Source organism: Billgrantia tianxiuensis, assembly GCF_009834345.1.
In the GTDB taxonomy this organism is placed as follows: domain Bacteria; phylum Pseudomonadota; class Gammaproteobacteria; order Pseudomonadales; family Halomonadaceae; genus Halomonas; species Halomonas tianxiuensis.
The window spans coordinates 1,516,426-1,542,700 of the sequence record NZ_CP035042.1; the positions used below are offsets into that span (position 1 = coordinate 1,516,426).

Here is a 26,275-nt window from a genome sequence, read left to right on the forward strand (position 1 = left end):
AACTCCATGAAGCGGCTATTGAAAGGTCTATGTCTGGCTGCAGCCGTGACGTTTGCCGACGTTCACGGTGACGATCCCGCTGCTGGCCACACTGTCGATATCGTGCATTACTGGACGTCCAGGAGCGAAGCGGCGGCGCTCGATGTCTACCGGCAGGCTTGGATTGGAGCGGGTAACCGCTGGGTGGACCTGGCTGCCGAGAACGAGGCGGCCCTGAAGAGAGTCGTCAGCGATCGCATTGCCCACGGTTATCCGCCGGCCGTCATGCAGTGGAATGTTGCTGCCAGCTCCAGGGAGTTGCGCGATTTCGGCGTCGTTCAGGATATCGAGCCGGTCGCCCGGGAGCAGGGCTGGCACGAGCGACTGCCCAACTTCGTGCTCGAGCGGATCAGCCACGAGGGAAAAGTGTATTTCGCCCCTTCCAATATTCATGTCGAGAACTGGCTTTGGACCAGTCAGGCGATCTTCGATGAGGTGGGTCTCGAGGTGCCCGAGAGCTGGGAGGAAATCCTCACGGCTGCCGAGCGTATCGAAGCGGCGGGCTACCAGCCTATCGCCATCGGGGCAGAGCCTTGGGAAATCGCACTGCTTTTCCACGGCATCATGTATTACGCCATGGGATCTGACGGTTACGAGAGGGTCTTCAATGGCGAGGCGGAGGCTGTGCTCGACGAGGAAATGCTGGATGCCCTCGATCTGTTGCGCCGTATCTCTCGCTATGCTCCTCCGCCGGCAGCGCGCGAAGGAAAATCCTGGGCCGATGCTGCCGCAGCGATTGGACGCGGTGAAGCCGGCATGCAGTTCATGGGCGATTGGGTCAAGGGCGAGCTCACGTTGTTGGGTTATCGCGCCGATCGGGATTTCGGTTGCACCTTCACCCCGGGGACCTCGATCGCCTACTTCATGGTGCTCGATGCGTTTGCCTTTCCTCTGACGGCTCGGGAGGGCGAAACCCAGGCGCAACAGGAGTTCGCCCGTATGGTCTTCGAGCCCGACAACCAGATTGCATTCAGTCGTCTCAAGGGAGCCCTGCCGACGCGACTCGATGTCGACCCTGGCGAACTCGATAGCTGTGGGCAGCGGGGGTTGCAGGAGCTGATCAAGGAAAAATATCGAACCGAGGTGCACTCGCGGGCGATGCCATCGCATCAAGTGGCTGCCTGGATAGGAATCCTGGCCGAGTTCTTCGATGACGAGAGTATTTCCAGCCAAAGTGCCCAGCAGCGCATGTATCAAGTGATCAGCGAGGGTTGAGGGGCATCGGCACGGCCTCAGGCCAGCTGCCGTTATCCTTCCAGTTCGCCAGCAGGGCGGGAAGGTGCTTGAGCTCCTCACCCTCCACCACTGCCACATGCATACCTTGTATGCGCTGCAGTTCGGTAAGCCGCTGGCTGGCTTTGTCGAACTCCCCACAGGCAAGCAGAACCCGAGTGGCGTTGAGTCCCGCTGAGTGATTGAGCATCCCATGCAGGCGTTTCAGGCCCTGTTCCAGGCAGTCCTCCGCCCCGGGGCGGGCGATCAGGCATTCGATGAACAGCAGTTGATTGCGCTCCACCGCCAGGCAACTGGGCACTACCGGCCTGTCGTTGCGATCGACGTTCAGATCGAGGAGATGGGCACCACTACACACTTGAGAGAGCCGGGCTTCCTGAGCGCTGAGCCAGGCATATTCCGTCAGCCAGCCGCCGCCCAGGTAATGAGCGCCTTCCAGCGAGGTAATGGAGAGGCTGCAGGGGGCCTGGTTGTCCCATTCGAGCAGACCGGCCTCGCTCAGCGCCGTCAAGGCATCGGTGGCGGGAAAACGGGGGGCGACATGGAGTCGCTGGTGTTCAGCGCCGGTCCGTAGCCGGGGAGACGCATGCGGGTCAGGGTTCTCCAGCACGCCGCCATCACCATGCACCATATCGTGCAGCTCGCCGAGCAGGGAGGCGAGCCGGTCGGCGTGCTGGGCCAAGTGGCGCGTCAGGGATCTACGCTGCATGCAAGACGAACGCCACTCCATGCTGTCGGACAGCGCCCTGACGCGCTTGCGGCCATTGGCCTGCAGGTAACGATCGATGTCGAGTACCGGTTCGATGGCCATGACCTCGGGAGCCGAGCCGGGATCGTCATGTGACAGGCGGTAGATAGCCCCGGCCTTGACGTCGGCATACAGCAGATCGGCGGCGCAGCGTTGCAGTGCCTGCTGGAACAGCAGGGCAATGAGCGTACGGCATCCGCCTACGTCCAGGGTGACTGTGAGGGAAGGAGTATCGAACTGCTGGCGGTAGAGGGTATCGGCCAAGGCATCGGCGTATTCGGCGCAACGTCGCGGCTCGTCCGAGGGAAGGCTGGGATATGCCTCGATCCTGGTATCCCTGGGCAGCTCATGGCGCAACAGGATCACCAGCCGTTCGGTCGCCTGTGGCGATGAGTGGCATGGTATCAATACGATTCGCTGTGGACGCAATTGCAGTATCGGGATCAGGCTTGCCTCGGGGCGCTCTGTTACCAGCGCGACGTGCAGATGTGGCATGGACTCGCTCCCCTGGTCTCCATCTCCCTACAGGCTACATCCGAGCGCTCCGTGCTGTCGCCTGCGACGGCAAAAAAACACGCCGGCCACTTGGGCCGGCGTGTGTCAGGCGAAGGACAATCACACCTCCTTGTAGAGTTCCGCGCCCTGCTGGCGGAACTTCTCCGCCTGCTCCTCCATGCCCTTCATCACCGCATCGGCGTCGCCGGTGAGGCCGTGCTCGGCGGCGTAGTCGCGCACTTCCTGGGTGATCTTCATGGAGCAGAACTTGGGGCCGCACATGGAGCAGAAGTGGGCCACCTTGGCGGAGTCCTTGGGCAGGGTCTCGTCGTGGTACTCGCGGGCAGTGTCCGGGTCCAGGCCGAGGTTGAACTGGTCCTCCCAGCGGAACTCGAAGCGCGCTTTGGACAGGGCGTTGTCGCGGCGCTGGGCGGCCGGATGGCCCTTGGCCAGGTCTGCCGCATGAGCGGCGATCTTGTAGGTGATGATGCCGGTCTTGACGTCATCCTTGTTGGGCAGGCCGAGATGCTCCTTGGGGGTGACGTAGCACAGCATAGCGCAGCCGAACCAGCCGATCATCGCCGCGCCGATGCCGGAGGTGATGTGGTCATAGCCCGGGGCGATGTCGGTGACCAGCGGGCCGAGGGTATAGAAGGGCGCCTCGTCGCAGTACTCCAGCTGCTTGTCCATGTTCTCCTTGACCAGGTGCATGGGCACGTGGCCGGGGCCTTCGATCATCACCTGCACGTCGTGCTTCCAGGCGATGCGGGTCAGCTCGCCGAGGGTCTTGAGCTCGGCCATCTGCGCCTCGTCGTTGGCGTCGGCCACCGAGCCGGGACGCAGGCCGTCGCCCAGCGAGAAGGCCACGTCGTACTGCTTGCAGATCTGGCAGATCTCCTCGAAGTGGGTGTAGAGGAAGCTCTCCTGGTGGTGGAACAGGCACCACTTGGCCATGATCGAGCCACCACGGGAGACGATGCCGGTGACGCGCTTGGCGGTCAGCGGCACGTAGCGCAGCAGCACCCCGGCGTGGATGGTGAAGTAGTCCACGCCCTGCTCGGCCTGCTCGATCAGGGTGTCGCGGAACACCTCCCAGGTAAGATTCTCGGCCACGCCGTTGACCTTCTCCAGGGCCTGGTAGATCGGCACCGTGCCGATCGGCACCGGCGAGTTGCGGATGATCCACTCGCGGGTCTCGTGGATGTTCTGGCCGGTGGAGAGGTCCATGATGGTGTCCGCCCCCCAGCGGATGCCCCAGGTCATCTTGTCGACTTCCTCCTCGATGGAGGAGGTCACCGCCGAGTTGCCCAGGTTGCCGTTGATCTTCACCAGAAAGTTGCGGCCGATGATCATCGGCTCGGACTCGGGGTGGTTGATGTTGCAAGGGATGATGGCCCGGCCGGCGGCTACCTCGGCGCGCACAAACTCCGGCGTGATCTCTTCGGGTAGCCTGGCGCCGAAACCCTGGCCCGCATGCTGATGGCCGAGGATGCGCTCCACCTCGGCGGTGCCCAAGGCCTGGCGGCGCTGGTTCTCGCGGATGGCGATGAACTCCATCTCCGGCGTAATGATGCCCTGGCGGGCGTAGTGCAGTTGGGTGACGTTCTTCCCGGGCTTGGCGCGGCGCGGCGTGCGGGTCAGGTCGAAGCGCAACTGGGCCAGGGTCGGGTCGTTGGCGCGGCGCTTGCCGTACTCGCTGGTGGGGCCGTCGAGGAACTCGGTGTCGCCGCGCTCGTCGATCCAGGCGCGGCGCAGCTCGGGCAGGCCGCGGCGCAGGTCGATTTCGGCCGCCGGGTCGGTGTAGGGGCCGGAAGTGTCGTAGACCAGCAGCGGCGGGTTCTGCTCATCCGGGCCCATGCCGGAGGTCTTGGTCGGCGACAGCGAGATCTCGCGGAAGGGCACGCGGATGTCGGGCCGCGAGCCCTCGACGTAGACCTTGCGCGAGCCGGGCAGCGGCTGGATGGCGGCCTCGTCGACCTTGGCGGTCTCGGCGAGGAAGTGGGCGGTCTTGCTCATGGTAGGGATCCTTGGTGCATTGTTGTCGGTGAGTCAGAGGCTGCGGTCGAGCCCCATCTGCCAGAAATCGATCTCGAGCCGTGTGGCGTCGCGGAAAACCTCGACGAGCTCGTCGAAGCGTGCCGGGGTGACATCGGCCAGTCGGGTGTCGAGCCATTCGAGCTCGGCGCGCATGGCGGCCTGGAACTCCTCGCTCTCGTACATGGCGATCCAGGCCTCATAGGGATTGGCGTCGCCGCGTACGGTGGAGTCTTGGGCGTTCAGCCAGTTGGCGATCTCGCCGTAGCCCACTAGGCAAGGGGCAAGTGCCACATGCAGATCTAGCAGGTCGCCACGGTTACCGGTATCCAGCACGTAGCGGGTATAGGCCATGGTGGCCCGCGCCTCGGGTAGCGCGGCCAGTTGCGACTCAGTGATGCCCCACTCGCGGCAGTAACCCACGTGCAGGCCCAGTTCCACGTCGACGATGGCCTTGAGCCCCTCGTGGGCCTGGCGCAGATCGGCCAGGGTGCGGCTCTTGTAGGCGGCCAGCGCGTAGGCTCGGGCGAAGTGGATCAGAAACAGGTAGTCCTGCTGCAGATAGTGGCGAAAGGCGTCTTCGGGAGGGTGCCGGTGCCCAGGCCGCGGACGAAGTCGTGCTCGATGTAGGCGCGCCATTCGTCGTGGCAGGCGCGGGTCAGGTCGGTGAAGCGATAGCCCATCTTGCCTCCGGGTGTGAACGGATCCGGAGCGGGGCGAAGGGGAGAAGAGTGGGTCAGGGCTGAGAAGGGGGGACTGGCGCCCTGGCCACCGCTTGATTCCTACGCCGGTACGAGCCGGATCAGGTTCAACGGGCCCCGCCGTGACGACGCGTCTGAAGCAGACATGTCGTATGGCGATCTCAGCCGGTTCCACCGGCACCCCGTCAAGCGTTGTGGCCAGTCTAGCAGGTCGGCGGCCGGTTTCCAGCCATACGGGCCACTTGGCTCATTCGGCCTGCACCTCCAGCCGTTCGAACCAGGTCCCGCTATCGGGCAATGTCAGCTCGCTGGCGGGTTGGCCGCTGGCGTACCACGATCGGGCATTGCGTAGCTGCCAGCGGCGGCGTTCGCCATCCAGCTCGATGCCCAGCCGCAGGGGCCCGTAGCGGGCAAAGGCGCGGCCGGCCAGCTGCGAGTCGCGCAGGGCTAGATTGGCGAGCAGTTCCAGGCGTGTGCCGGCCTGCACGGCGAGGTTCTCCAGCCGTACGGTGTCGTCGTTCAGCATGACCCGTGCCTCTCCGCGTACCTCGCCGAGGGTGAGGCGTTCGCGCAACCAGCGTTGCTCGCGGGCGGCATCGACGAGCAGATTGACCAGCAGGCCGCTGTCGCGCATGGCCAGTTCCAGTTGGGCGTCGAGTTCCAGCGGCCGCTCCCAGCGCATGCGCCCCTCGGGCAGCTCGAGCCGCGCCCACCAGCCGTGGCTGAGGCTGCCGCCGGCGTCCGCCAGGCGCACGCCGTCGAGACTGAGCCGCGAGCCGGAGACGTCGAAGTCGAGACTCTCCAGGTCGCCGTCGGCAAGCCGGGTCTCCAGGTGCAGAGCGCCCTCGAGGGTCTGCTCGTGCAGGGCGAGCCGGGCATCCGGTGCATGTAGCGTCAGCCGGCCGCTGGCGCGCATGCCTTCGAGCTGCAGATGGGTGGCGAGACGTGCCTGGCCGCCCAGCAGCTCGATGGCGCCGCCCTGGGGCAGGTAGGCGTTGAGCGCGGCGAGATCCGCTGCCGCCAGGTGGGGAAGATCGATGCGCGTACTTAGTTCGCGCAGCCCTTCGGGCAGATCGAAATGGCGTGCCCGGCTGTGAATGTTCAGCAGCCGGCCCTCGATCAGTGCGCCTTCGCCCGCCTGACGGCGCAGGCCGAAGCGGGGCAGCGACAGGCTGAACTCGGCGCCGGGGTCGTTGACCGTCACGATCAGCGAGCCGTCGCCGAAGGCCTCGTAGTGCAGGAAGCGGGCGCCGAGCCGCTCGGAGTGAACGCGCAGCTGGCTGCCGGGCATGGCTTCGCCGTCGGCGAAGTGCAGGTCGGCGCTCAGGCGCCCGCCGCCCTGAATGGCCAGGCCGTGCTCGTCGGGCAGAAAGGCGTTGAGAAAGCCGAGCCGGTCGAGCAGGCCGTCCAGCCGCAGCGTGCCGGATAGCGGCCGGCGTGGCGCTTCGCTGGCGGGCCAGTCGAAGCCGCCCTGGAGCCTCGCCTGGCGAACCGCCAACTGGGTACGCAGGGGCTCGCCGCCGTTCGTCGCGGCGTTCAGGGTCAGGCGGCTGCCGGAGAGATCGAGGTGCTGGCGGGCGGGGTGAAGGTCGCGCAGCACGAGGCTCACGTCCAACTCGCCGTCGAACGCTTCCTGCAGCAGGCGGCCACGAATGGCATCCCCCGTCAGGGTAGCCCGCCCCTGGGCACGCTCCCCGGCGATCACGAGCTCCCCATCGCTGGCGGCCCGGCCGCCGTGCAGCCGTAGCAGTGCCGTTGGCGGCAGATAGGCATCGAGCACGCTGACGTCGGGGATGCGCGCGCCGCGCCATTCGATCTCTGCGGTGGCGGGGGGTGTGGCCTGTGGGCTCGCCCGAGCGGTGGCGGCAAGCGCGAGGTGCTCGGCCTGGAACAGTCGGTGACCATCGCTGAGGCGGGTGAGGTCCACTTCACCGAAGACGAGCTCCATGCTTGCCTCGGGGTCGGGCTCGCCGGGCCTGAGCACGAGATGCGCGCGGCCGTCGCCGCGGGCGTGAAAGCCGAGAAAGCGGGCTCCCAGCGCTTCGGAGTGGACGTCGAGCCGGCTGCCCGGCAGCGGCTGGCCATCGCGCACCTGGAGCGTGCCATCGAGTCGGCCGCCGCCCTGCAGGGCAAGACCGCGCCCATTGAACAGGTCGGTGAGGAAGGGGTCGAGCACGCCGAGATTGGCGACATGGCCGCGTAGTTCCAGTTCCGCTTGCCATGGGGTTTCGCCATCGAGCAGGGCGTCATCATCCAATTCGCGCCAGGCCAACGGCGAGTGAAAGCGGGCGACGGGCAGCGCAAGCGATGTGGTGAGCGGCTGCGCCTCGCCAGGGGCGGCGGCTTCCAGGTCGAAGCGGGTACCGGAAACGTCCACCGCGCCACCTTCGACGTCGAGTTCGGCGATGGGCAGCTGCAGGCCCAGCCGGCCGGTCAGCGGCTGCTCCCCGAGGCGCACCGAGATGGCCTCTCCGGCGAGATCGAAGCCGCCGGTGAGGTGCTCGGCGTCGTAGCTGAGTCCGCCTTGCAACCTGGCCGTGCCCCCTTCCAGCGTCAACGGTACGGGGGTGGCAGATAACGCTGGAAGGCGGCGATGTCGTATGCCTCGGCGTTGCGCCAGTTCAGTTCGGCGCGCAGCAGTTCGTCCGGCGGGGCATGCAGGCGCAGCTCAGGGGTCTCCAGCGCCAGCCGGAACCCTTCGCCGCCGAGCAGGGGGCGAGCCGAGGCAGCAGGAGAGGGTTCCGGTGTCGCCTCGACCATCTGGATGTCATCGAGTTCGAGGGCCAGGCGCGCGCTCTGTGCCACCTCGACCTCGACGGCACCGGAGCCGTCGATGCGGTAGAGCGCCCCCGCTTCCAGCCAGTGGCGCTCATCGAGCTGCACGCTCAGGCGAGGGGAATCCAGGCGCAGACGGCTACCCGGTTGGACCTCGCCGCGCTCGATGGCGATGTCGCCGGTGAGATCGCCGCGCCCGTCGATCTCGAGCCAGCCCAGCGCCGCAAGGTAGGGGTTGAAGACGTCATAGGCGTCGCTGCGTCCGGCCAGCGTGAGGGTGCCGGAGACGAAGCGTGTCGCCTCGCCGCCGGGGTGCTCGGCCAGCCTCAGCGGTGCCAGGCGCAGGTCGGCGTCAAGCGTTACGCATTCCACCAGTGCGGTGTCGTCATGCAACACCGTGCCCTCGTCCAACTGCAGCGAGGCGCGCTCGGCGCCGATCTCGCCGGCGCGCCAATGAACGCCGGCCAGCTCCAGGGTGCCGCTGCCCTGCAAGCGGTAGGCGTCGAGGCCGGCCTGGCGGATGCCCTCGGCTTCCAAGGTATGGATGCTGACTTCATGGTCGAGCAGGGGAGTGAGAGCGAAACGCAGGCTGGCGCGTTCGGCCGCCAGCGTGAAGCGCCGCTCGGCGGTGCGGCCGGTCAGGTGCAGTTGGGTGACCTCGAGGTGGCCGGGAAAGAGCGTCCAGGCACGCTCCCACTCGAGCGAGAGACGCGGCGAACGCTCGAGCTGATCGCGGCCCCAGGCGCTGGCGAGCAGGGCATTGGCGGTGGCGAGATAGAGCGCGTAGAGCAGTGCCAGAAACAGCACGAGCCAAGTCAGCGCCTTGAGCGGCCTGGGCAGGATCATGGATGGCGTACTCGTCCTTGAGGCATTCACCCCCTGCGCATGAACGGCGGCGGCGTTTAGTAGAGCCGAAACTCCCGGTGGTTCGGTACGCCCTGTTGCTCCTCGATGACCTTGCGGTAGCGCTTGTACTCCCACTGGTACTGGGCCGGGTCCAGGGCGATGGCGTCTTCCACGCAGGCGTTGACGCCGGTGGCCGACTGCTCCTCGTCGGTGGCATAGACGCGCTCGTCGGCGGCGAGGAAGTGGATGGCGAAGCCGCGCCCGGGGATGCGCCGGGCCACGCCGGTGACAACCCGGGCATCGGTGCGCGCCACCAGCTTGGGCAGCAGGGTCGCGGTGTAGGCCAGGCGATGATAGAAGGGGGCGAATACACCGCTACCCCAGTCGGGTTCCTGGTCCGGCAGGATGCCAACGGCCTCGCTGCGCTTGAGTGCCTTGAGCAGGGCCGCGACGCCGCGCGGGTTGGTCGGCACCAGGCTTGCGCCCATGCGCTCGCGCCCCTGACGGATCACCGGGTCGAGTTCGGCGATCTTGGGGGGCTCGTACATGGCGGTGAAGGGGAAGTGGCTCGAGAGCCAGAAGTTGAGCACCTCCCAGTTGCCGAAGTGTGGGGCCAAGACGATGACGCCGCGCCCTTCGGCCCTGGCTTCGTCGAGCAACTCGCGACCATGGATCTCGAGAATCGAATCCTCGACCCGCTGCGGCGCGGCCATCCAGGCAAAGCCCAGCTCGAGCATGGTGGCGGTGGAGTGGGTCAGGCTTTCACGGGCCAGCTGGCGACGCCCCACGGCAGCCTGCTCGGGGTAGACCTCGGCCAGATTGATCTCGGTGACCTCGCGCTCGCGACGACTCAAGCGGTGCACCATGGGACCGGCGATGCGGGCCAGACGCCAGAGCGTAGCGGGGCGACGGCCGGCCAGGGTGCGCCACAGCGCGGCGATGGCGCGACCCTGTAGGGTGGTGGAGGTAGGCTGCGACTCGCTCATGGGCTCAGATCAGCCAGGCGTCAACATTCTCGGGCTCGCGGTGCTCCTGCAGGCGCTTGATGCCCTTGACGCAGCGCACCACCAGCCAGACGATTACCACCAGCCAGGTCACGAAGCCGATCAGTATCAGCATCAGCAGGCCGGAAATGGAGAAGTAGAGCACCGCGAGCCAGAAGGTGCGGATCTGATAACGGTAGTGCTCATCGAACCAGTGCGGATTCTGGCCGCGATAGACATAGGCGATCACCACACCGACCAGCATGGTCAGGCCGCCAGTGACGATGCCTGCCAGGAACAGGGCGTAGACGACGATAGGCAGAGTGGTGTCGGGCGTGCTACCCGAATCGATGACGTTACGGCTTTCGGGACTATCGTTCATGAGTCATCCAGTCGGTCATGGTTTGCGTCAATGATACCGGCCGTGGGCGACATTGCCAGGGAGGCGGCTATTCGAGTACCTCCTTGAGCGGGCGGCTGATCTCCAGCAGGTTGCCATCGGGGTCGCGCAGGTAGATCGATTCGATAGGACCGTTGGCCCCTGTCGCGGGACCGGGCCGAGTTCGACTTCGATATCCAGCGCTTCCAGATGGCGCTGCACCTCGTCCAATGGCAGCAGGCTGCGCAGACACAGGTCGAGACTGCCCGGCGTGGGGGTGGCGGCGCGCGGTTCGATGTCGGTCGCCGTCCAGTGCAGGCGCAAGGCGACATCGCCGAGTATCAGGTCGACGCGCTCACGATCCCGATAGCGCACCTCGAGGCCGAGCACTCGTGAATAGAAATCCACGGCGCGTGAAATGTCGGTCACGGTGATGACCAGGTGGTCCAGACCTGACAGCATTGCCGGCCTCCTCGTAATGTTGTGTTTCACCACTTTGTTTCGTCAGGCCCAAAAGGATACGCCGATGCCGACCTGCCCGCTATGCGCTTGCACTCGTTCGCGCCATTTTCATCGCGATGCGAGACGCGACTACTACCGTTGCGAGAACTGCCGGCTGGCGTTCGTACCGCCGGAGCAGCGCCTGTCGCCCGAGCAAGAGAAAGCGGTCTACGACCAGCACGAGAACCTCCCCGACGACCCTGGTTATCGCCGTTTCCTGTCACGCCTGTTCGATCCGCTCGAACGTCGGCTGGCACCGGGTGCTCGCGGGCTCGACTTCGGTGCCGGTCCTGGGCCGACGCTGTCGCTGATGTTCGAGGAGGCGGGCCACCCCATGGCCATCTACGATCCTTTCTACGCGCCGGACCCCGCCGTTCTCGAGCGCCGCTACGATTTCATTACCGCCACCGAAGTAGTGGAGCATTTGTTCGCACCGGGACGTGAGCTCGAGCGCCTTGCGGCTCTGCTGCCCGAAGGGGGTTGGCTGGGCCTGATGACCAAGCGTGTGACCAGCGAGGAGGCCTTCGCCCGCTGGCACTACATACTCGATCCGACCCATGTGTGTTTCTTCAGCGAAGCGAGCTTCGAGTGGCTGGCCAAGCGGCTTGGCATGAGCGTCGAGTTTCCCGCCGCGGATGTTGCGCTGTTCCAGAAACGTTCTGTTCGCTGACGTTCTTGATGTCCATCAATTTTCCCTTGCCGCGACTGACCTAGAGTCAGAGGGGCAGGCAAGCGCGTCGATGCCTTCCTGCGATTGGCGGACGTGTCCCACGCAGCATGGCGATGCCAGGGGAGGGAACATGGGTAACGCGGAGGTGGTAGCCAGCAAGAGCGAGAAGCGATTTCGTTTTCCGACTGCCTTTACCATTCTGTTCGGCTTGACGATCCTGGCGGCGGTGCTGACCTGGGTCGTGCCGGCAGGTCAGTACGAGAGGGCATACGACGAGTCGCTGGGGCGTGAGGTCACCGTGGTGGGCAGCTACCAGCAGGTCGAGGCCAACCCACAGAATGCCTGGGACGTGCTGATGGCGCCCGTGGCGGGCCTGTACGACCCCGGCAGCTACGAGGCCAACGCGATCGACGTTGCCCTGTTCGTTCTGATCATTGGGGGCTTCATTGGCGTAGTCACGGCCACCGGTGCCATCGATGCCGGCATCGGGCGTGCCATGAGGCGCATGGCAGGCCACGAAAAGTGGATGATTCCGCTGCTAATGGGGCTCTTCGCTCTGGGCGGCACGACGTATGGAATGGCCGAGGAGACACTGGCCTTCTACATGCTGTTGATCCCCATCATCATTGCCGCGGGATACGACTCGGTGACGGCAGTGGCGATCATACTGTTGGGTGCGGGAGTCGGGGTGCTGGGCTCGACGGTCAACGCCTTCGCCACTGTCATCGCCTCCGATGCTGCCGGCATACCCTTCACCGACGGCCTGACCCTCAGGCTTGTGATCCTGGTGCTGTGCTTCGTCGTCACCGTACTCTATGTGATGCGCTACGCGGCCAAGGTCAAACGAAACCCCGAGGTTTCCATCGTCGGCGACCAGCGCGAAGCGGACCGAGAATATTTCCTGAGCCAGCGGAGCGCGGAAGAACTTCCTTTCACTCGTACTCGCAAGCTGGTGCTCGCCCTGTTTGCCGCCACTTTCCTGATCATGGTGTGGGGAGTGCTGATGGCCGGCTGGTGGATGGGCGAGATGACGGCGCTGTTCCTGGCGTCCAGTCTGGTCATCGGCGTGACGGCCCGCCTGGGAGAGGCGCGTTTCGTGGAATCCTTCGTTGGCGGTGCCAAGGAGCTACTGGGCGTGGCGCTGATCATCGGTCTGGCGCGCGGTATCGTGGTCATCATGGATGCTGGTCTCATCACCGATACCATTCTGCATTGGTCCGAGGAGCGGGTGAGCGGCCTCTCCAGCGTTGCCTTCATCAACGTCATGTACTGGCTTCAAATCATGATGTCGTTCTTCGTTCCCTCCTCCTCGGGGCTGGCCGTAATGAGCATGCCGGTGCTGGCGCCGATGGCCGACTTTGCGGGAGTAGGGCGAGACCTGGTCGTGACGGCCTACCAATCCGCGAATGGCCTGGTCAATCTGATCAATCCGACCTTTGCCGTGGTCATGGGAGCGTTGGCGATAGGGCGTGTGCCCTATGAACGCTGGCTGCGCTTCATGTGGCCGCTGCTGGTGATTCTTACTCTGGTCATCCTCGGCTGTCTGAGCCTCGCGGCAATGCTGGGGTGAGTCACTGCAAGGTATCGAATCAGGCGCGCACGGCCGCCTGCCAGTTCGAGGCGTAACGAGGCAGTTAGCCGCTAACGGAATCGTTGGCGAGACATGCGAAAGGAGACGTCCCATGCCGATCCAGCTAGGCGTTCATTCGGAAGTCGGCAAATTGCGCAGGGTGTTGGTCTGTTCGCCGGGGCTCGCCCACCAGCGCCTGACGCCGGGCAATTGCCACGAGCTATTGTTCGACGACGTGCTGTGGGTCAGCCAGGCCAAGCGCGACCACTTCGATTTCGTGACCAAGATGCGTGAGCGTGGGGTGGAAGTGCTGGAGATGCACAACCTGCTGACCGACATTTTGAAAAGCGCTGACGCAAGGAAGTGGGTGCTGGATCGCAAGATTACACCCGATCTCGTCGGGGTCGGGCTCGCGGACGAAGTTCGCGCGTGGCTGGATGAAATGGAATCAAGGCAGCTGGCGACCTATCTCATCGGTGGCATCTCGGGTGCCGATCTTCCCGAGATGGAAGGGGCGGAAGTGTTGAAGATGTTTCGTGATTACCTGGGGCACTCGAGCTTCCTCCTACCGCCTCTACCAAATACCGTCTTTACCCGCGATACGACTTGCTGGATCTATGGCGGGGTCACGCTGAACCCTATGTACTGGGAGGCCAGACGGCAGGAAACGCTGCTGACCACGGCCATCTATCGCTTCCATCCCTCCTTTACCGACGCGGAGTTCCGAACCTGGTATGGCGACCCTGAGCGCTATCATGGGCTGGCCACGCTGGAGGGTGGCGACGTGATGCCGCTTGGCAAGGGCATCGTCCTGATCGGCATGGGCGAGCGCACGTCGCGACAAGCCATCGGTCAACTGGCCCAGTCTCTCTTCGAAGCCGAGGCCGCGGAGCGAATCATCGTCGCCGGGCTGCCAAGATCCCGTGCCGCCATGCATCTGGATACCGTATTCAGCTTCTGCGATCGCGACCTGGCCACGGTATTTCCTGATGTCGTGCAGGGAATCGTGGCATTCAGCTTGCGCCCCGACGAGAGCAAGCCCGGCGGCATCGACCTGCGCCGCGAAACCTTGCCGTTCCTGGACGTCGTTGCCGAAGCGCTTGGCCTGAAGGCGCTGCGTGTCGTCGAGACCGGGGGCGACTGGTTCGAGTCGGAGCGTGAGCAGTGGGACGACGGCAACAACGTCGTGGCGATCGAACCCGGTGTAGTGATCGGCTATGACCGCAATACCTACACCAATACCCTGCTGCGCAAGGCCGGGGTGGAGGTGATCACCATCGACGCGAGCGAACTGGGCCGTGGGCGCGGCGGCGGTCATTGCATGACCTGCCCTATTGTGCGTGATCCGATCGACTACTAACCGAAGGTCAAGGAGGACAATGGCATGCGTATCGTGATTGCCCTTGGGGGCAATGCGCTGCTGCGCCGAGGCGAACCCATGACTGCTGATGCCCAGCGCGCCAATATCGGTGTCGCCTGCGAGCAGATCGCCAAGGTGGCCTCGGGCAATGAGCTGGTCATCGCCCATGGGAACGGGCCACAGGTAGGACTGTTGGCATTGCAAGGAGCGGCTTATACCGCTGTCACTCCCTATCCACTGGATGTGTTGGGTGCGGAAACGGAAGGCATGATCGGCTACCTGATCGAGCAGGAACTCGGGAACCGCCTGCCCGCCGAGGTACCTTTCGCCACCCTGCTGACGCAAGTGGAGGTCGAGCCCGACGATCCTGCCTTTCAGCATCCCAGCAAGCCGATTGGCCCTGTCTACTCGGCGGACGAAGCCGAACGCTTGGCTAGGGAAAAAGGGTGGAGTATCGCGCCGGATGGCGATAGGTTCCGTCGGGTCGTGCCGAGCCCACGTCCCAAGCGGATCTTTGAACTCAGGCCGATAAGGTGGCTGCTGGAGAAGGGCACTATCGTCATCTGCGCTGGCGGGGGAGGCATTCCTGCCGTCTACGATGAGAACCGCAAGCTGCACGGAGTCGAGGCGGTGATCGACAAGGATCTTTGCTCTGCGCTGCTGGCTGAGCAACTGCAAGCCGACCTGCTGGTCATCGCCACCGATGTCGACGCGGCATACGTCAATTGGAGCGATCCGAACCGCAAGGCCATCGCCAATGCACATCCGGACGCCTTGGAGGCGATTGAGTTCGCTGCCGGTTCGATGGGGCCCAAAGTCGAAGCTGCTTGTGGTTTTGCCAGGCGTACCGGCAACGAGGCGATGATCGGCACATTGGCCGACATCGAGGCAATCGTACGTGGCCATGGGGGCACCCGGATCAGCGTTGCGGCTGCCGGGGTCACCTATCGCTAGCCGGGCTGGGTGTTCGAAAGAAGAATTTGTCGAGTTGTAGCCGATCGTCGAGATAATACTCGGGTTGTCTTTGCTGGTTCCAACAAAGCGATTGACTTGGTGCGTGATGGTCGTATGATTCGCGCCGCCCCGATCGAGCGTTGGCTATTCTTCAATGCCGTGCAAGGTCTGTGGGCAGCGTTCCACGACGTTTTCTGTCATCTTTCCTTATTTCCATTTGCTGTCGAGAGGCACGCTCATGTCGCGGCAACTGCTGGCCATGGCCCTGGCTCCCCTGCTGGGGCTCTTCATCCTGGGGATCGGCAACGGCTTCCTGGCCACGCTGATTACCCTGCGGCTGGATGCGGCCGGCGAATCGCCGGTGGTCATTGGCTGGGTCTCCTCGGCGTACTTCATCGGCCTGGCACTGGGGGCGATGTTCAACGACCGGCTGTTGCTGCGTATCGGCCACATCCGTGCCTATGGCAGCTTCGCTTCGCTGGTCGCGGTCACGGTGTTGCTGCAGGCGCTGATCTTCGATCCCTGGGCCTGGTTCGGCCTGCGCCTGATCGGTGGCTGGGCCACCGTGGGGGTCTATCTGGTCATCGAGAGCTGGCTGCTCACCTCCGGTGACCAGAAGGTACGCGGCAGGCTGCTCGCGCTCTACATGATCTCGCTGTATGCGGCTGGGGTGATCGGTCAATTGTTGCTCGGTGTCACCGATGCCATGGGCGAGGCCGCGCCGTTCATGGTGATCGGCATGTTGGCGTCGCTGTCGGTGTTGCCGATGGCGATGATCCCCCGTGTGTCGCCGCTCATCGATCATGCCGAGCCGCTGTCGCCAATGCGCCTGATCACGCTCACGCCCACCGGGGTGATGGGCAGTTTCGGCTCCGGTCTGGCAGTCGCCGCCGTCTATACGCTGCTGCCGCTCTATCTCCAGCGCATCGGTCTTACGGTGGCGCAGGTCGGTCAGATGATGGCAGTGGTCGTGCTCGGCGCCATGCTGCTGCAGTATCCCATCGGGCGCTGGTCCGACCGCCACGATCGCCAGATCGTGCTGATCATGATCGGGGCCTTCTGCACCCTGATCTCCGCCGGCATGCTGCTGCTGCCACTCAACCCCTGGGTGCTGGCCGCGCTGCTGTTCCTGCTGGGGGGCGGTGTCTTTGCCCTTTATCCGGTGGCGGTCAGCCATGCCGCCGACCGCGCTCCGGCCGGTGCCCTGGTGCGCATGAGTCAGGGCCTGCTGCTGATCAATGCCATCGGCTCGACGGTGAGCCCTCCGTTGATCTCGCCGGCCATGGCCTGGATTGGCGACGCCGGGCTGTTCTGGGCCTTTGGCGGGCTGGGGTTGTTCCTGGTTGGCTTCTTTGCCTGGCGGCGTAACGTGCGTCCAGCACCGGTGCCGGTGGCGCCCTTTGCTCCTACGACACCAATGTCTTCGGTGGGCGCCGAACTGGCCGTGACCGAGGAACTGGTGCAGGGTGCCATCGAGCACGAGCACGTGGAGGATCTCTCCAACCTCGTGCCCGAAGTGGAGGTGGCCGAGCCCGTGGTCGGCCCGCCGCCGCCGGACGAGCCGCGTATCGTTTTCTATCACGACGAAGACGATCTCCCTCAGGAGGACGAAGACGAGCGAACGGAGGCGCCGCTGGACGGCGATACCCGCCGCTGACTCCGCGAGCGATACCCGGAAGCGCCCGGTGCCACGATGGCCCCGGGCGTTTTGCTATGGAAGGAAGACGACAGGGCATAGCCGTAGGGGTGCGACCTAGGGATAATGGTTAACGAAAAGTAGTGAATCTACTATCGCTGTTATCATTTTCCTGAGGTAGTGCCATGTCTCCCTTTGCCGCTCCGTTCGTGACCTTCGCTTCGTGCTCGAGGAACTGCTCGAGTATCGCTCGCTCGAGCTACCTGGCTTCGACGAGGCCAGCCCCGACCTGGTCGAGGCGGTGCTGGAGGAAGCCGCCAAGCTGGCCGGCGAGGTGTGGGCACCGCTCAACGCCAGCGGCGACCGCCAGGGCTGCGTGCGCCATGAAGATGGCGGCGTGACCCTGCCGGATGGTTTCGCCGAGGCCTACCGAGCCTATGTGGAAGGCGGCTGGAACGGCATCGGCGTGTCCCAGGCACTGGGTGGCCAGGGGCTTCCCGAGGTGGTGGCGAGCAGCGTGCAGGAGATGCTGCATGGCGCCAACATGGCGCTGGGGCTGTGCCCGATGCTCACCGCCGGTGCCATCGAGGCACTGGCCCACCACGGCAGCGAGGCCCTCAAGGCAACCTATCTGCCCAGGCTGGTCGAGGGCAGCTGGACCGGCACCATGAACCTCACCGAGCCCCAGGCCGGCTCCGACCTTTCCAAGGTGCGTACTCGCGCCGTGCCTGAAGACGATCATTACCGCCTGTTCGGGCAGAAAATCTTCATCACTTGGGGCGAGCACGACGCCAGCGAGAACATCATCCACCTGGTGCTGGCGCGCAAGCCCGACGCCCCGAGGGCAACAAGGGCATCTCGCTGTTCCTGGTGCCGAAATTCCTGGTCAACGACGACGGTTCGCTGGCGAGCGCAACGACGTCACCTGCGCTTCCATCGAGCACAAGCTGGGCATCCACGGCTCGCCCACCTGTACCCTGAGCTTCGGCGAAAACGACGGCGCCATCGGCTACCTGATAGGCGAGGAGGGGCGCGGCCTCAATCATATGTTCACCATGATGAACGAGGCGCGCCACAAGGTCGGCGTGCAGGGCATCGGCGTGGCCGAGCGTGCCTGCCAGCACGCCTTCGCCTACGCACTGGATCGCGTTCAGGGCAAGGCGCGCGGTACCGAAGCCACCATCAGCGAACACCTCGACGTACGCCGGATGCTGCTCTCCATGCGTGCCCGCACCGATGCCCTGCGGGCACTGGCGCTCACCTGCGCCGCCCAGCTCGACGTGGCGCGCCATGCGGCCGACGCCGCCGAGCGCGAGGCCGCCCAGGCGCGGGTCGACGTGCTGATCCCGGTGGTCAAGGCGTTCTCCACCGACCAGGCTGTGGAAATCGCTTCGCTGGGCGTGCAGGTGCATGGCGGCATGGGCTATATCGAAGAGACCGGCGCCGCCCAACTGCTGCGCGACGCCCGTATCGCCCCGATCTACGAGGGCACCAATGGCATCCAGGCCCTCGACCTGGCCGGGCGCAAGCTCTCCCGCGATGGCGGTGCGGCGCTGAGCGGGCTGATCGAGGAGGTCGAGGTTACTGCCGGTGAGCTGCGTGACAGCGGCGAGCTTGCCGCATTGGGCGAAAGCCTGGCCGCCGGTGCCGCCGACCTGCGTGCCGCCATGGCCTTGGTGCTCGAGGCGAGCCGCGAACCGGATAGCGGCCCGGAGGCCATTCAAGCCTACGCCACGCCGTTCCTGGCGCTGGCCGGCCACGTACTGTGCGCCTGGCAGATGGGGCGCGCGGCGCTCAAGGCCAGTCATGCCCTGGCAGGGGGCAGCAGCGACCCGTTCTATCGGGCCAAGCTGGCCGCCGCCGACTTTGCCCTGCGCCAGTGGCTGCCGCTCGGCCGTGCCAACCGTAGCGTAATCGAGGCCGGCATGCAGAGCTTGATCGACTTCCCGGTCACCGCCTCCTGAGGCAGCGGGCACCGATCGATCGACTCGCCGATCGGTGCTCTCGCGTCCAGTACTGCACAATAACGACACTACACCCGGAGCCTACCATGAACGACAGCATCTTCGAACAGGACCTGCCCAAGACGCCGGCCAACTTCGTCCCGCTATCCCCGCTGACCTTCATCGAGCGTAGCGCGTCCGTCTATCCCGACTACCCGGCAGTGGTGCATGGCGACATTCGCCGTAGCTGGAGCGAGACCTGGGCGCGTTGTCGCCGGCTCGCGTCGGCGCTCGAGAAGCGCGGCATCAAGCCCGGCGAGACGGTGGCCGTGATGCTGCCCAACGTACCGGCCATGTTCGAGGCGCACTTCGGCGTGCCGCTGGCCGGCTGCGTGCTCAACACGCTCAACATTCGCCTCGACGCCGAGGCCATTGCCTACATGCTCGAGCACGGCGAAGCCCAGGCGGTGCTGGTCGACCCGGAATTCGCCGGGGTAATCGAGGATGCCGTCTCGCGGCTGGCCATCAAGCCGCTGGTGATCGACGTGGACGACGCTCTGTACGAGGGTGAGTCGCGCCATATCGGTGAGCTGGAATACGAGGCCCTGCTGGCCGAGGGCGATCCGGACTACGCCTACCAGCTCCCCGAGGACGAGTGGCAGGCGATCTCGCTCAACTACACCTCGGGCACCACCGGCAAGCCCAAGGGGGTGGTCTACCACCATCGCGGCGCCTATCTCAACGCGGTGAGCAACATCCTCGAGTGGGCCATGCCGCATCACCCGGTCTATCTCTGGACCCTGCCGATGTTCCACTGCAACGGCTGGTGCTTTCCCTGGACCATCGCCGCCAATGCCGGGACCAGCGTGTGCCTGCGCAAGGTCGATCCCAAGCGGATCATGGACCTGATCGCCGATGAAAAGGTCACCCACTTCAGCGGCGCGCCGATCGTGCTCAACGGCCTGGTCAACCTGCCGGCGGAGCACAAGCGCGAGTTCGACCACCCGGTGAAGGTCACCACCGCCGGCGCCGCGCCACCCGCCTCGGTGATCGCCGGAGTCGAGACGCTCGGCATCGAGGTGACCCATGTCTACGGTCTCACCGAAGTCTACGGTCCGGTGACCGTGTGCGCCTGGCGCGAGGCGTGGGACGAACTGCCGCTGGAGCAGCGGGCCAGGATCAAGGCGCGCCAGGGCGTGCGCTACCACATGCTCGAGGCACTCTGCGTGGCCGACCCCAACACCCTGGAGCCGGTACCCAAGGATGGGGAGACCATCGGCGAGATCCTGATGCGCGGCAACAACGTGATGAAGGGCTATCTGAAGAACGAGGCCGCTACCGAGCAGGCGCTGGAGGGCGGCTGGTATCACACCGGCGACCTCGCCGTATGGCATCCGGACGGCTACATCGAGATCAAGGATCGTTCCAAGGACATCATCATCTCCGGCGGCGAGAACATCTCCACCATCGAGGTGGAGGATGCCATCTATTCGCATCCCGCGGTGGAGGAGGCCGCGGTGGTGGCCAAGCCCGACGAAAAGTGGGGCGAAACGCCCTGCGCCTTCGTCAAGCTCAAGGTGGGCTACGGCGAGGTGACCGAAGCCGACATCATCGAGCACTGCCGCCAACATCTGGCGCGCTTCAAGGTGCCCAAGACGGTGATCTTCACCGAGCTGCCCAAGACCTCCACCGGCAAGATCCAGAAATTCGTCCTGCGCGAAGAAGCGCGCAAGCACTGAAGGGAGAGACACGATGAGCCAACGAACCATCGGCGTGGTCGGTGCCGGCACCATGGGGCAGGGCATCGCCCAGGTCCTGATCACCGGCGGTTTCCCCGTGCAGCTCTACGACGTGGCCGACGAGCAGCTCGGCCGGGCCCAGGCCGCCATCGACAAGGGGCTGGGCAAGCTCGTCGCCAAGGAGAAGCTCGGCGAAGCGGAGAAGGGCGAGGCCATGGCGCGTCTCGAGCTGACCACCTCGCTCGAGGCCCTGCGCGGCTGTGAAGTGATCGTCGAGGCCGCTCCCGAGCAGCCGGCGTTGAAGGAAAAGCTGTTCCGCGACCTGAGCCGCCTGAGCCACGATGCGATACTCGCCTCCAATACCTCTTCGCTGTCGCTGACCCGGCTCGCCGCGGTGTGCGAACGCCCGGAGCGCGTCGTGGGCATGCACTTCTTCAACCCGGTGCCGGTGCTCAAGCTGGTCGAGGTGATCCGCGCCGAACAGACCTCTGATGCCACCGTGGCCCGCATCGAGGAACTGACCCGGCAGCTCGGCAAGACGCCGGTAGCTATCGCCGACTCACCCGGATTCGCCGTCAACCGCCTGCTGATCCCGATGATCAACGAAGCGGCCTTTCTGCTCCAAGAGGGCGCCGCCAGCGCCGAGGACATCGATCAGTCGATGAAACTCGGTGCCGCCCACCCCATGGGCCCGCTACAGCTTGCCGACCTGATCGGCCTGGACGTTTGCCTGGCGATCATGGAGGTGCTGCAGGAGGGCTTCGGCGATCCCAAGTATCGCCCCTGCCCGCTGCTCCGACGCATGGTCGCGGCCGGCTATCTGGGGCGGAAGTCAGGACGCGGCTTCCACATCTACCAGTAAGCGACGATTCACTACTGCGCTCGACCAAGAAAGGATTGCCGACCAACCAAGCGTTCGCTAGGGTTGGTCGGTATCGTCCAGACAACAAGCAAGGAGCCCCACATGAGCGAAAAGCTGATCGAGGTGGTCGACAATGCCGGCGTCGTGCGCCTGACCATCAACCGCCCCAAGGCGCTGAACGCCCTCAACAGCGCGGTGCTCACCGAGCTGGAAGCGGTACTCACCGAACTCGAACAGCGCAATGACCTGCGCGCGGTGCTGATCACCGGGGCGGGGAGAAATCCTTCGTGGCCGGCGCCGACATCACCGAGATGCGCGAGAAGACCCCGGAAGAAGCGCGCGCCTTCGCCAGCCAGGCCCTGCGCACCATCAAGCGACTGGAGACCCTCCCGGTGCCGGTGGTCGCCCTGGTCAACGGGTTTTGTCTTGGCGGCGGCTGCGAACTGGCGCTGGCCTGCGACTGGGCCGTAGCCAGCGACAACGCCATCTTCGGCCAGCCCGAAGTGCTGCTTGGAGTGATCCCCGGTTTCGGCGGCACCCAGCGTCTGCCGCGTCGAGTAGGACCGGCCATGGCGATCGACCTGGTCACCACCGGGCGCAAGATCGATGCCCAGGAGGCCCTGCGCATCGGCCTGGTCAACCGTGTGATGCCTCAGGCCGAACTCGAGGCCTACGCCGAGGAACTGACCCAGCAACTGGCCGGCAACGGCCCCCTGGCGGTACGTGCCGCCAAGCAGGCCGTGCATGACGGCATGGACCAGGACCTCGACAGCGCCCTGGCGCTGGAGACCGCGCTGTTCGCGTTCTGCTTCGCCGGCGAGGAGCAGAGGGAGGGCATGAGCGCCTTCGTCGAGAAGCGCAAACCGAACTTCTGAACGATCAACCCTCGCTGCTACCCAGCGGCCGTGGCGCTACGTCACGGCCGCTGTGCGTTCGTTTGGGCATGGCGCTGCCAGACGCAGCGTCACCGCCAGTGCAGGCGTCCATCTGCGTCACGCTCGAGCGAAGGGCACGCTCCCGGGGCGTTGTCCAACAGCTTGCGGACGAGCCAGTCGGCCTCCTTGGGTGAAGCGAACTCGAGCGTGAAGCGTCGCCGCCGCAGTGGCGTCAGCCACAGCGCCTCCGGAGCGGATCGGCCTGGAGCCCAGCGACACCCGACCAGCATGGTGATGTCAGGTCGATAGGCCTCATGACCGCCGATGCCCTCGTAGTCGTTAATCAGATCCCCGCAGCCGTAGAGTATCGGCCGATCACGATAGCGCTCGAATCCGATGGGGTGATGCGAAGAGTGTCCGTGGATCAGGTCAGCGCCCGCATCGATGAGGCGTCGTGCCAGCTGGCGATGCGCTTGCGGCACCGTATACCCCCAGTTGCCACCCCAGTGGATCGAGACGATGACAATATCACCGTGGCGTTTGCGAGCGGCGATGTCGCCTGCAGTGATCTCGCTGGAATCGTCGATCAGGTTGACCCCCGACTGGCCCGCACTGGCCTGCCAGGCTAACGGGATGCCGCTGTCAGCCAGCCCCAGCGCCCATACCAGCAGGCTCCTGCCGTCGAATAGAGGCAGGACAGCGGGCTCGTTTGCCCGTTCAGCGTCGAGGCCGGCACCGGCATGGGCGATTCCCGCGGCATCCAGCGTGTCGAGGGTATCGACCAACCCCGGCCGGCCCCAGTCCAGCACGTGATTGTTGGCCAGAACGCAGAGGTCGATGCCTGCCGCGGACAGGCAAGTCACGTTCTTAGGGTGCATGCGGTAGTGAATGATCTTATCCGGCCAGGGCGTCGCGCTGGTGGTGATGGCCGTCTCGAGGTTGACCAGGCGCAGGCTGGCGCTGGCGAACTCAGCAAGAGCGGCGCCCCAGGGGTAGGAGAAGTCGATGGGGGCCGGGATGGGGCCGTTGACGCGTTCGGCCAGGCGCACATAGCTGCGTGCATCGCGCACCCAAGGCTCGTAAAGCTCGGGGCGGCAGGACTGGGGCAACACCTGGTCGATGCCGCGGCCCAGCATCACGTCGCCTGCCAGCATGAGGGTCACGCCACCGGAGCATGGCTGAGGAGCAGCAGGGAGCATGGCCAAGATTCTCGCGTTTCACTTCCTAGGGCCAGTCTAGCCGAGCGCGGAGGTGACGCCCGGCCGCGGGGCGTTGCGCAAGACTGTTCGCCGGGGAGTCCCTGGGGTGGGTGGTGCCGATTCTGGTCTTCGCCGTCGTGCCGCGTTCCGCCCGCCCGATCATCGCTCGCCGGAAGGCGGTGCGAGTGATGACGGCGGCAGCGAGTTAGCCTCGCTGCCGCCGTGTTGCACAGGGCAGGTCTACTTCAGCTGTGATGATGGATGCAACTCACCCGGGGGTTGAACGGCTCGAGATGCTGCGTGCCATCGTCGCTGAACCAGACATGCTGGTCGTAGTGCGGTTCAAAGCCGTGGGCTTCGTCGATTGCCGTGGCGGGGTCGTCGGCCATGGCATCCCACGAGCGTCCGGCGAACGTGGGGAGATCGCTGTGACCGGCGGCGTGCCAGGCCTTCTGGAATACCAGGTTCTCGACCCCCGCCAGCTTCAGCGTTCCATCCTCCTGGGGTTCGTAGAGCAGGATGGCGGGGTTAAGGAAATCGGTATGGGTGCCGGTACCGTCGACCCGAGGTTCGCTCGCCGAGAGGCCGAGCAGGTCGGGGCGCAGGTAGTGGATACCCATGCCTCCCAGTTCGCCGGGCAGTCCTTCCGATGCCGCGCTCACGCACCGGCCCGTAGGGTCCGGCACGTAGCCCTCCGCCAAGGCGACCTCGACGTTTTCGAAGCGTCGGGTGGCCGTGCGTATCGCTTCCAACAATGCCGTTGTTTCCACTGCTGTGTCGCCTGTCTCGCCTGGCGTGTAGGCCGGGGCCTCAACCGGCATGACCAGGCTCCCGCCGAGCAGCATGCTCGCCAGGAGAGTTCCCTCCCATCTCGCTTTCATGGATCAGATCCTCGCGTCGAACGGGCACGTCTGGCCCGCTTTCGGAGCATAGCAAGCGGCATTCGCCTGGCACGGCTGGTTCGTCTAATGCGCTGATAGGGTGGGGGCTCAGGCCGTTTCGTGCCGTCGCCAACGAATCATCCCGGTGGCGATGGCGGTGCCCGCCAGGGTGATGGCCATGCCGACCAGCACCTGCAGGCTGAGCCGTTCGCCCAGCAACAGGTAACCCCAAAGTAGGGCGCTGACCGGCACCAGGAAGGTGACCGTCGAGGTAGCAGTGGCGCCGGCGCTCGAGATCAGGCCGAAGTAGAGCAGGAAGGCCAGCGTGGTGCTGAAGATAGCCAACCCCAGGCCATTGGCCCAGGCCAGGCCGCTGATCGGCTCGCTGGGCCACAGCCACAGGCCGGGGATCAGCAGGATCAGCGCCGACATGGCGGTGCTACCCGCCGCCAGCACCCGCACCGGCAGGTGCGACAGGTAGGTCTTGGAGTAGTTGGTCGCCACGCCGTAGCAGAAGGTGGCGCCCACGGCGGCCAGGATGAACCACCCGTCGCCGCCCAAGGAGAAGTCCAGCCGGTTTGCCGAGAGCACATAGACCCCGAAGAAAGCCAGCGCCAGGCCCAGATACTGCTGGCGCTGCACCGGGGTGGTGAAGAACAGTGCCCCGAGCAGGGCGGTGAAGATCGGCGTGGTGGCGTTGATCAACGAGGTGAAGCCCGCCTCGAGCCGCACCGTGGCCAGCGCCAACAGACTAAAGGGCAACACGTGGTTGACCAGCCCCAGCAGCAGCAGGCCGCCCTTGTTCTCCCACACCAGCGTGAGATATCGCAGGCTGAACAGCAGCGGCAATAACAGCAGTGAGCCGATACCCATGCGCACCAGAATCAGCGGTACCGGGCCGAATTCGGGAACCGCCACGCGCATGAAGATGAACGACATGCCCCATAGCGTCGAGAGCAGGATCAGGCGTAGGGAATCGGCCGGCGACATGCGACGTCCTTGGCAGGCAAGTGGAGAGAATGAAAAGCCTAAACCATGTCGTCAGGCTATGAATAGCCTGTTTTTTATCAATAATGCTGATGTGAAATATCAGCGATCGTGCTGCTCAAGAGACGTGCCAACGACGATCCAGCCTTCGCTATCGACGCTTACCGGCACCGGATCGAGCGTGCAGCCGAGGCCCAGGCCGCCGGTACCCTCACCGCTGCGGGCCGAGAAAGTGGCGTCATGGTTGGTGCAACGAAGTTGTTCGCCATCCTGGCTGAGCACCCGCTTGCCGCGTTGGTCGAGAGGCAGGTACTGGTGAGGGCAGGCGTTGACATAGCCGAGCAGGGCATCGTCCAGGTGAACCAGCAGCAGCGGAAAACTGCCTTGCTCGCTTTGCAGTGTCAGGCTGAGGGTTGCGCCAGGAGCAATGTCATCGAACCGGACAAGGCGCGTGCCAAGCGCCGGTGCGCTACGATATTGCTGCCATGCCTGGGTCATGCCGTCTGTCCTGTCACCGATTGCGGGCCGCCATTGTCGCCAATGTCGGCCCGCTTGTCAGCGCTGGTGAAGCGAGATGAGAGCTGGTCAGTCGTCCAGCTCGATCTCGGTGGCCATGTGGCGCTCGCCGTCGTAGTCGAAGTCGATCTCGACCCGCTGGCCGACCTCCAGGTCGTCGAAGCTGCTCAGACCATCGTCATAATCGGTACTGTCATCGGTATGAAAGGTGATGCCCTGTACGGTCAGAGTCTGGTTGTCTCCGTCAACCGCTTCGATCTCACCCTCGATGTCGTCGGCATGGGCAGCCGCGGCAAAGGTCAGCGTGAGAGAGGAAGCGACGCAGGCGATACGTTTCAGCATGGTGCCA

Annotated in this window: 19 protein-coding genes, 4 pseudogenes and 1 riboswitch; of the genes and pseudogenes, 10 read left to right on the forward strand and 13 right to left on the reverse strand. The window is 65.0% G+C overall.

Features of this window, described 5'->3' with window-relative positions:
- The first annotated feature begins 6 nt into the window (after positions 1-6).
- Complete coding sequence (locus EKK97_RS07115) at positions 7-1,254, forward strand: ABC transporter substrate-binding protein (RefSeq protein ID WP_159550679.1); 1,248 nt, start codon at positions 7-9, stop codon at positions 1,252-1,254.
- Here the strand turns inward: EKK97_RS07115 and EKK97_RS07120 are convergent.
- The 8 genes and pseudogenes from EKK97_RS07120 to EKK97_RS07155 form a co-directional block, all read right to left on the reverse strand.
- Positions 1,241-2,515 carry a PDDEXK family nuclease gene (locus tag EKK97_RS07120; protein ID WP_159550681.1) on the reverse strand — a complete coding sequence of 425 codons (1,275 nt, stop codon included), beginning with the start codon at positions 2,513-2,515 and terminating at the stop codon, positions 1,241-1,243. The two genes, EKK97_RS07115 and EKK97_RS07120, sit on opposite strands and share 14 nt — an antisense overlap.
- Positions 2,516-2,635: 120 nt before the next feature.
- A complete protein-coding gene (gene thiC / locus EKK97_RS07125; RefSeq protein ID WP_159550683.1) occupies positions 2,636-4,531 on the reverse strand; it encodes a phosphomethylpyrimidine synthase ThiC in 1,896 nt (631 codons plus the stop codon).
- 33 nt (positions 4,532-4,564) lie between these two features.
- A pseudogene (gene tenA / locus EKK97_RS07130) lies at positions 4,565-5,232 on the reverse strand (thiaminase II).
- A gap of 79 nt (positions 5,233-5,311) precedes the next feature.
- Positions 5,312-5,445: riboswitch (TPP riboswitch) on the reverse strand.
- Positions 5,446-5,497: 52 nt separating this feature from the next.
- The gene (locus EKK97_RS07135; RefSeq protein ID WP_159550685.1) at positions 5,498-7,780 is read right to left on the reverse strand and encodes a translocation/assembly module TamB domain-containing protein; all 2,283 of its coding nucleotides are present in this window, start codon (positions 7,778-7,780) and stop codon (positions 5,498-5,500) included.
- A 23-nt stretch (positions 7,781-7,803) separates the two neighbouring features.
- Entirely contained in the window at positions 7,804-8,871 is a 1,068-nt protein-coding gene (locus EKK97_RS07140; protein WP_159550687.1) for an AsmA family protein, read from the reverse strand.
- 56 nt (positions 8,872-8,927) lie between these two features.
- Positions 8,928-9,857 (reverse strand): lysophospholipid acyltransferase family protein, encoded by a 930-nt coding sequence (locus EKK97_RS07145; protein WP_159550689.1) that lies wholly within the window; start codon positions 9,855-9,857, stop codon positions 8,928-8,930.
- A 4-nt stretch (positions 9,858-9,861) separates the two neighbouring features.
- Positions 9,862-10,236, reverse strand: coding sequence for a DUF4870 family protein (locus EKK97_RS07150; RefSeq protein ID WP_159550691.1), 375 nt, complete (start codon positions 10,234-10,236; stop codon positions 9,862-9,864).
- 67 nt (positions 10,237-10,303) lie between these two features.
- Positions 10,304-10,695 (reverse strand): annotated as a pseudogene (locus EKK97_RS07155) (VOC family protein).
- A 64-nt stretch (positions 10,696-10,759) separates the two neighbouring features.
- Here EKK97_RS07155 and EKK97_RS07160 point away from each other — a divergent pair.
- From EKK97_RS07160 to EKK97_RS07200, 9 genes and pseudogenes are all read left to right on the forward strand, one after another.
- Complete coding sequence (locus tag EKK97_RS07160) at positions 10,760-11,404, forward strand: class I SAM-dependent methyltransferase (protein ID WP_159550693.1); 645 nt, start codon at positions 10,760-10,762, stop codon at positions 11,402-11,404.
- A 130-nt stretch (positions 11,405-11,534) separates the two neighbouring features.
- Entirely contained in the window at positions 11,535-12,974 is a 1,440-nt protein-coding gene (locus EKK97_RS07165) for a YfcC family protein (RefSeq protein WP_159550695.1), read from the forward strand.
- A 112-nt stretch (positions 12,975-13,086) separates the two neighbouring features.
- A complete protein-coding gene (arcA, locus tag EKK97_RS07170) occupies positions 13,087-14,334 on the forward strand; it encodes an arginine deiminase (RefSeq protein ID WP_159550697.1) in 1,248 nt (415 codons plus the stop codon).
- A gap of 24 nt (positions 14,335-14,358) precedes the next feature.
- A complete protein-coding gene (arcC, locus tag EKK97_RS07175; protein ID WP_159550699.1) occupies positions 14,359-15,288 on the forward strand; it encodes a carbamate kinase in 930 nt (309 codons plus the stop codon).
- A gap of 238 nt (positions 15,289-15,526) precedes the next feature.
- The gene (locus EKK97_RS07180) at positions 15,527-16,945 is read left to right on the forward strand and encodes an MFS transporter (RefSeq protein WP_159550701.1); all 1,419 of its coding nucleotides are present in this window, start codon (positions 15,527-15,529) and stop codon (positions 16,943-16,945) included.
- A 202-nt stretch (positions 16,946-17,147) separates the two neighbouring features.
- Positions 17,148-18,888: pseudogene (locus EKK97_RS07185) on the forward strand (acyl-CoA dehydrogenase).
- Positions 18,889-18,974: 86 nt separating this feature from the next.
- Positions 18,975-20,606 (forward strand): acyl-CoA synthetase, encoded by a 1,632-nt coding sequence (locus EKK97_RS07190; protein ID WP_159550703.1) that lies wholly within the window; start codon positions 18,975-18,977, stop codon positions 20,604-20,606.
- A 13-nt stretch (positions 20,607-20,619) separates the two neighbouring features.
- The gene (locus tag EKK97_RS07195; RefSeq protein ID WP_159550705.1) at positions 20,620-21,468 is read left to right on the forward strand and encodes a 3-hydroxybutyryl-CoA dehydrogenase; all 849 of its coding nucleotides are present in this window, start codon (positions 20,620-20,622) and stop codon (positions 21,466-21,468) included.
- A gap of 102 nt (positions 21,469-21,570) precedes the next feature.
- Positions 21,571-22,343 (forward strand): annotated as a pseudogene (locus EKK97_RS07200) (enoyl-CoA hydratase-related protein).
- Between the two features lie 89 nt (positions 22,344-22,432).
- On the opposite strand, the gene EKK97_RS07205 reads toward EKK97_RS07200, so the two are convergent.
- The 5 genes from EKK97_RS07205 to EKK97_RS07225 form a co-directional block, all read right to left on the reverse strand.
- The gene (locus EKK97_RS07205) at positions 22,433-23,497 is read right to left on the reverse strand and encodes a CapA family protein (protein ID WP_201297027.1); all 1,065 of its coding nucleotides are present in this window, start codon (positions 23,495-23,497) and stop codon (positions 22,433-22,435) included.
- Between the two features lie 290 nt (positions 23,498-23,787).
- A complete protein-coding gene (locus tag EKK97_RS07210) occupies positions 23,788-24,423 on the reverse strand; it encodes a hypothetical protein (protein WP_201297028.1) in 636 nt (211 codons plus the stop codon).
- Between the two features lie 108 nt (positions 24,424-24,531).
- A complete protein-coding gene (locus tag EKK97_RS07215; protein ID WP_159550709.1) occupies positions 24,532-25,413 on the reverse strand; it encodes a DMT family transporter in 882 nt (293 codons plus the stop codon).
- Between the two features lie 99 nt (positions 25,414-25,512).
- Positions 25,513-25,908 (reverse strand): Rieske (2Fe-2S) protein, encoded by a 396-nt coding sequence (locus EKK97_RS07220; protein ID WP_159550711.1) that lies wholly within the window; start codon positions 25,906-25,908, stop codon positions 25,513-25,515.
- Positions 25,909-25,995: 87 nt separating this feature from the next.
- Positions 25,996-26,268 (reverse strand): DUF5666 domain-containing protein, encoded by a 273-nt coding sequence (locus EKK97_RS07225; protein WP_159550713.1) that lies wholly within the window; start codon positions 26,266-26,268, stop codon positions 25,996-25,998.
- Positions 26,269-26,275: the final 7 nt, after the last annotated feature.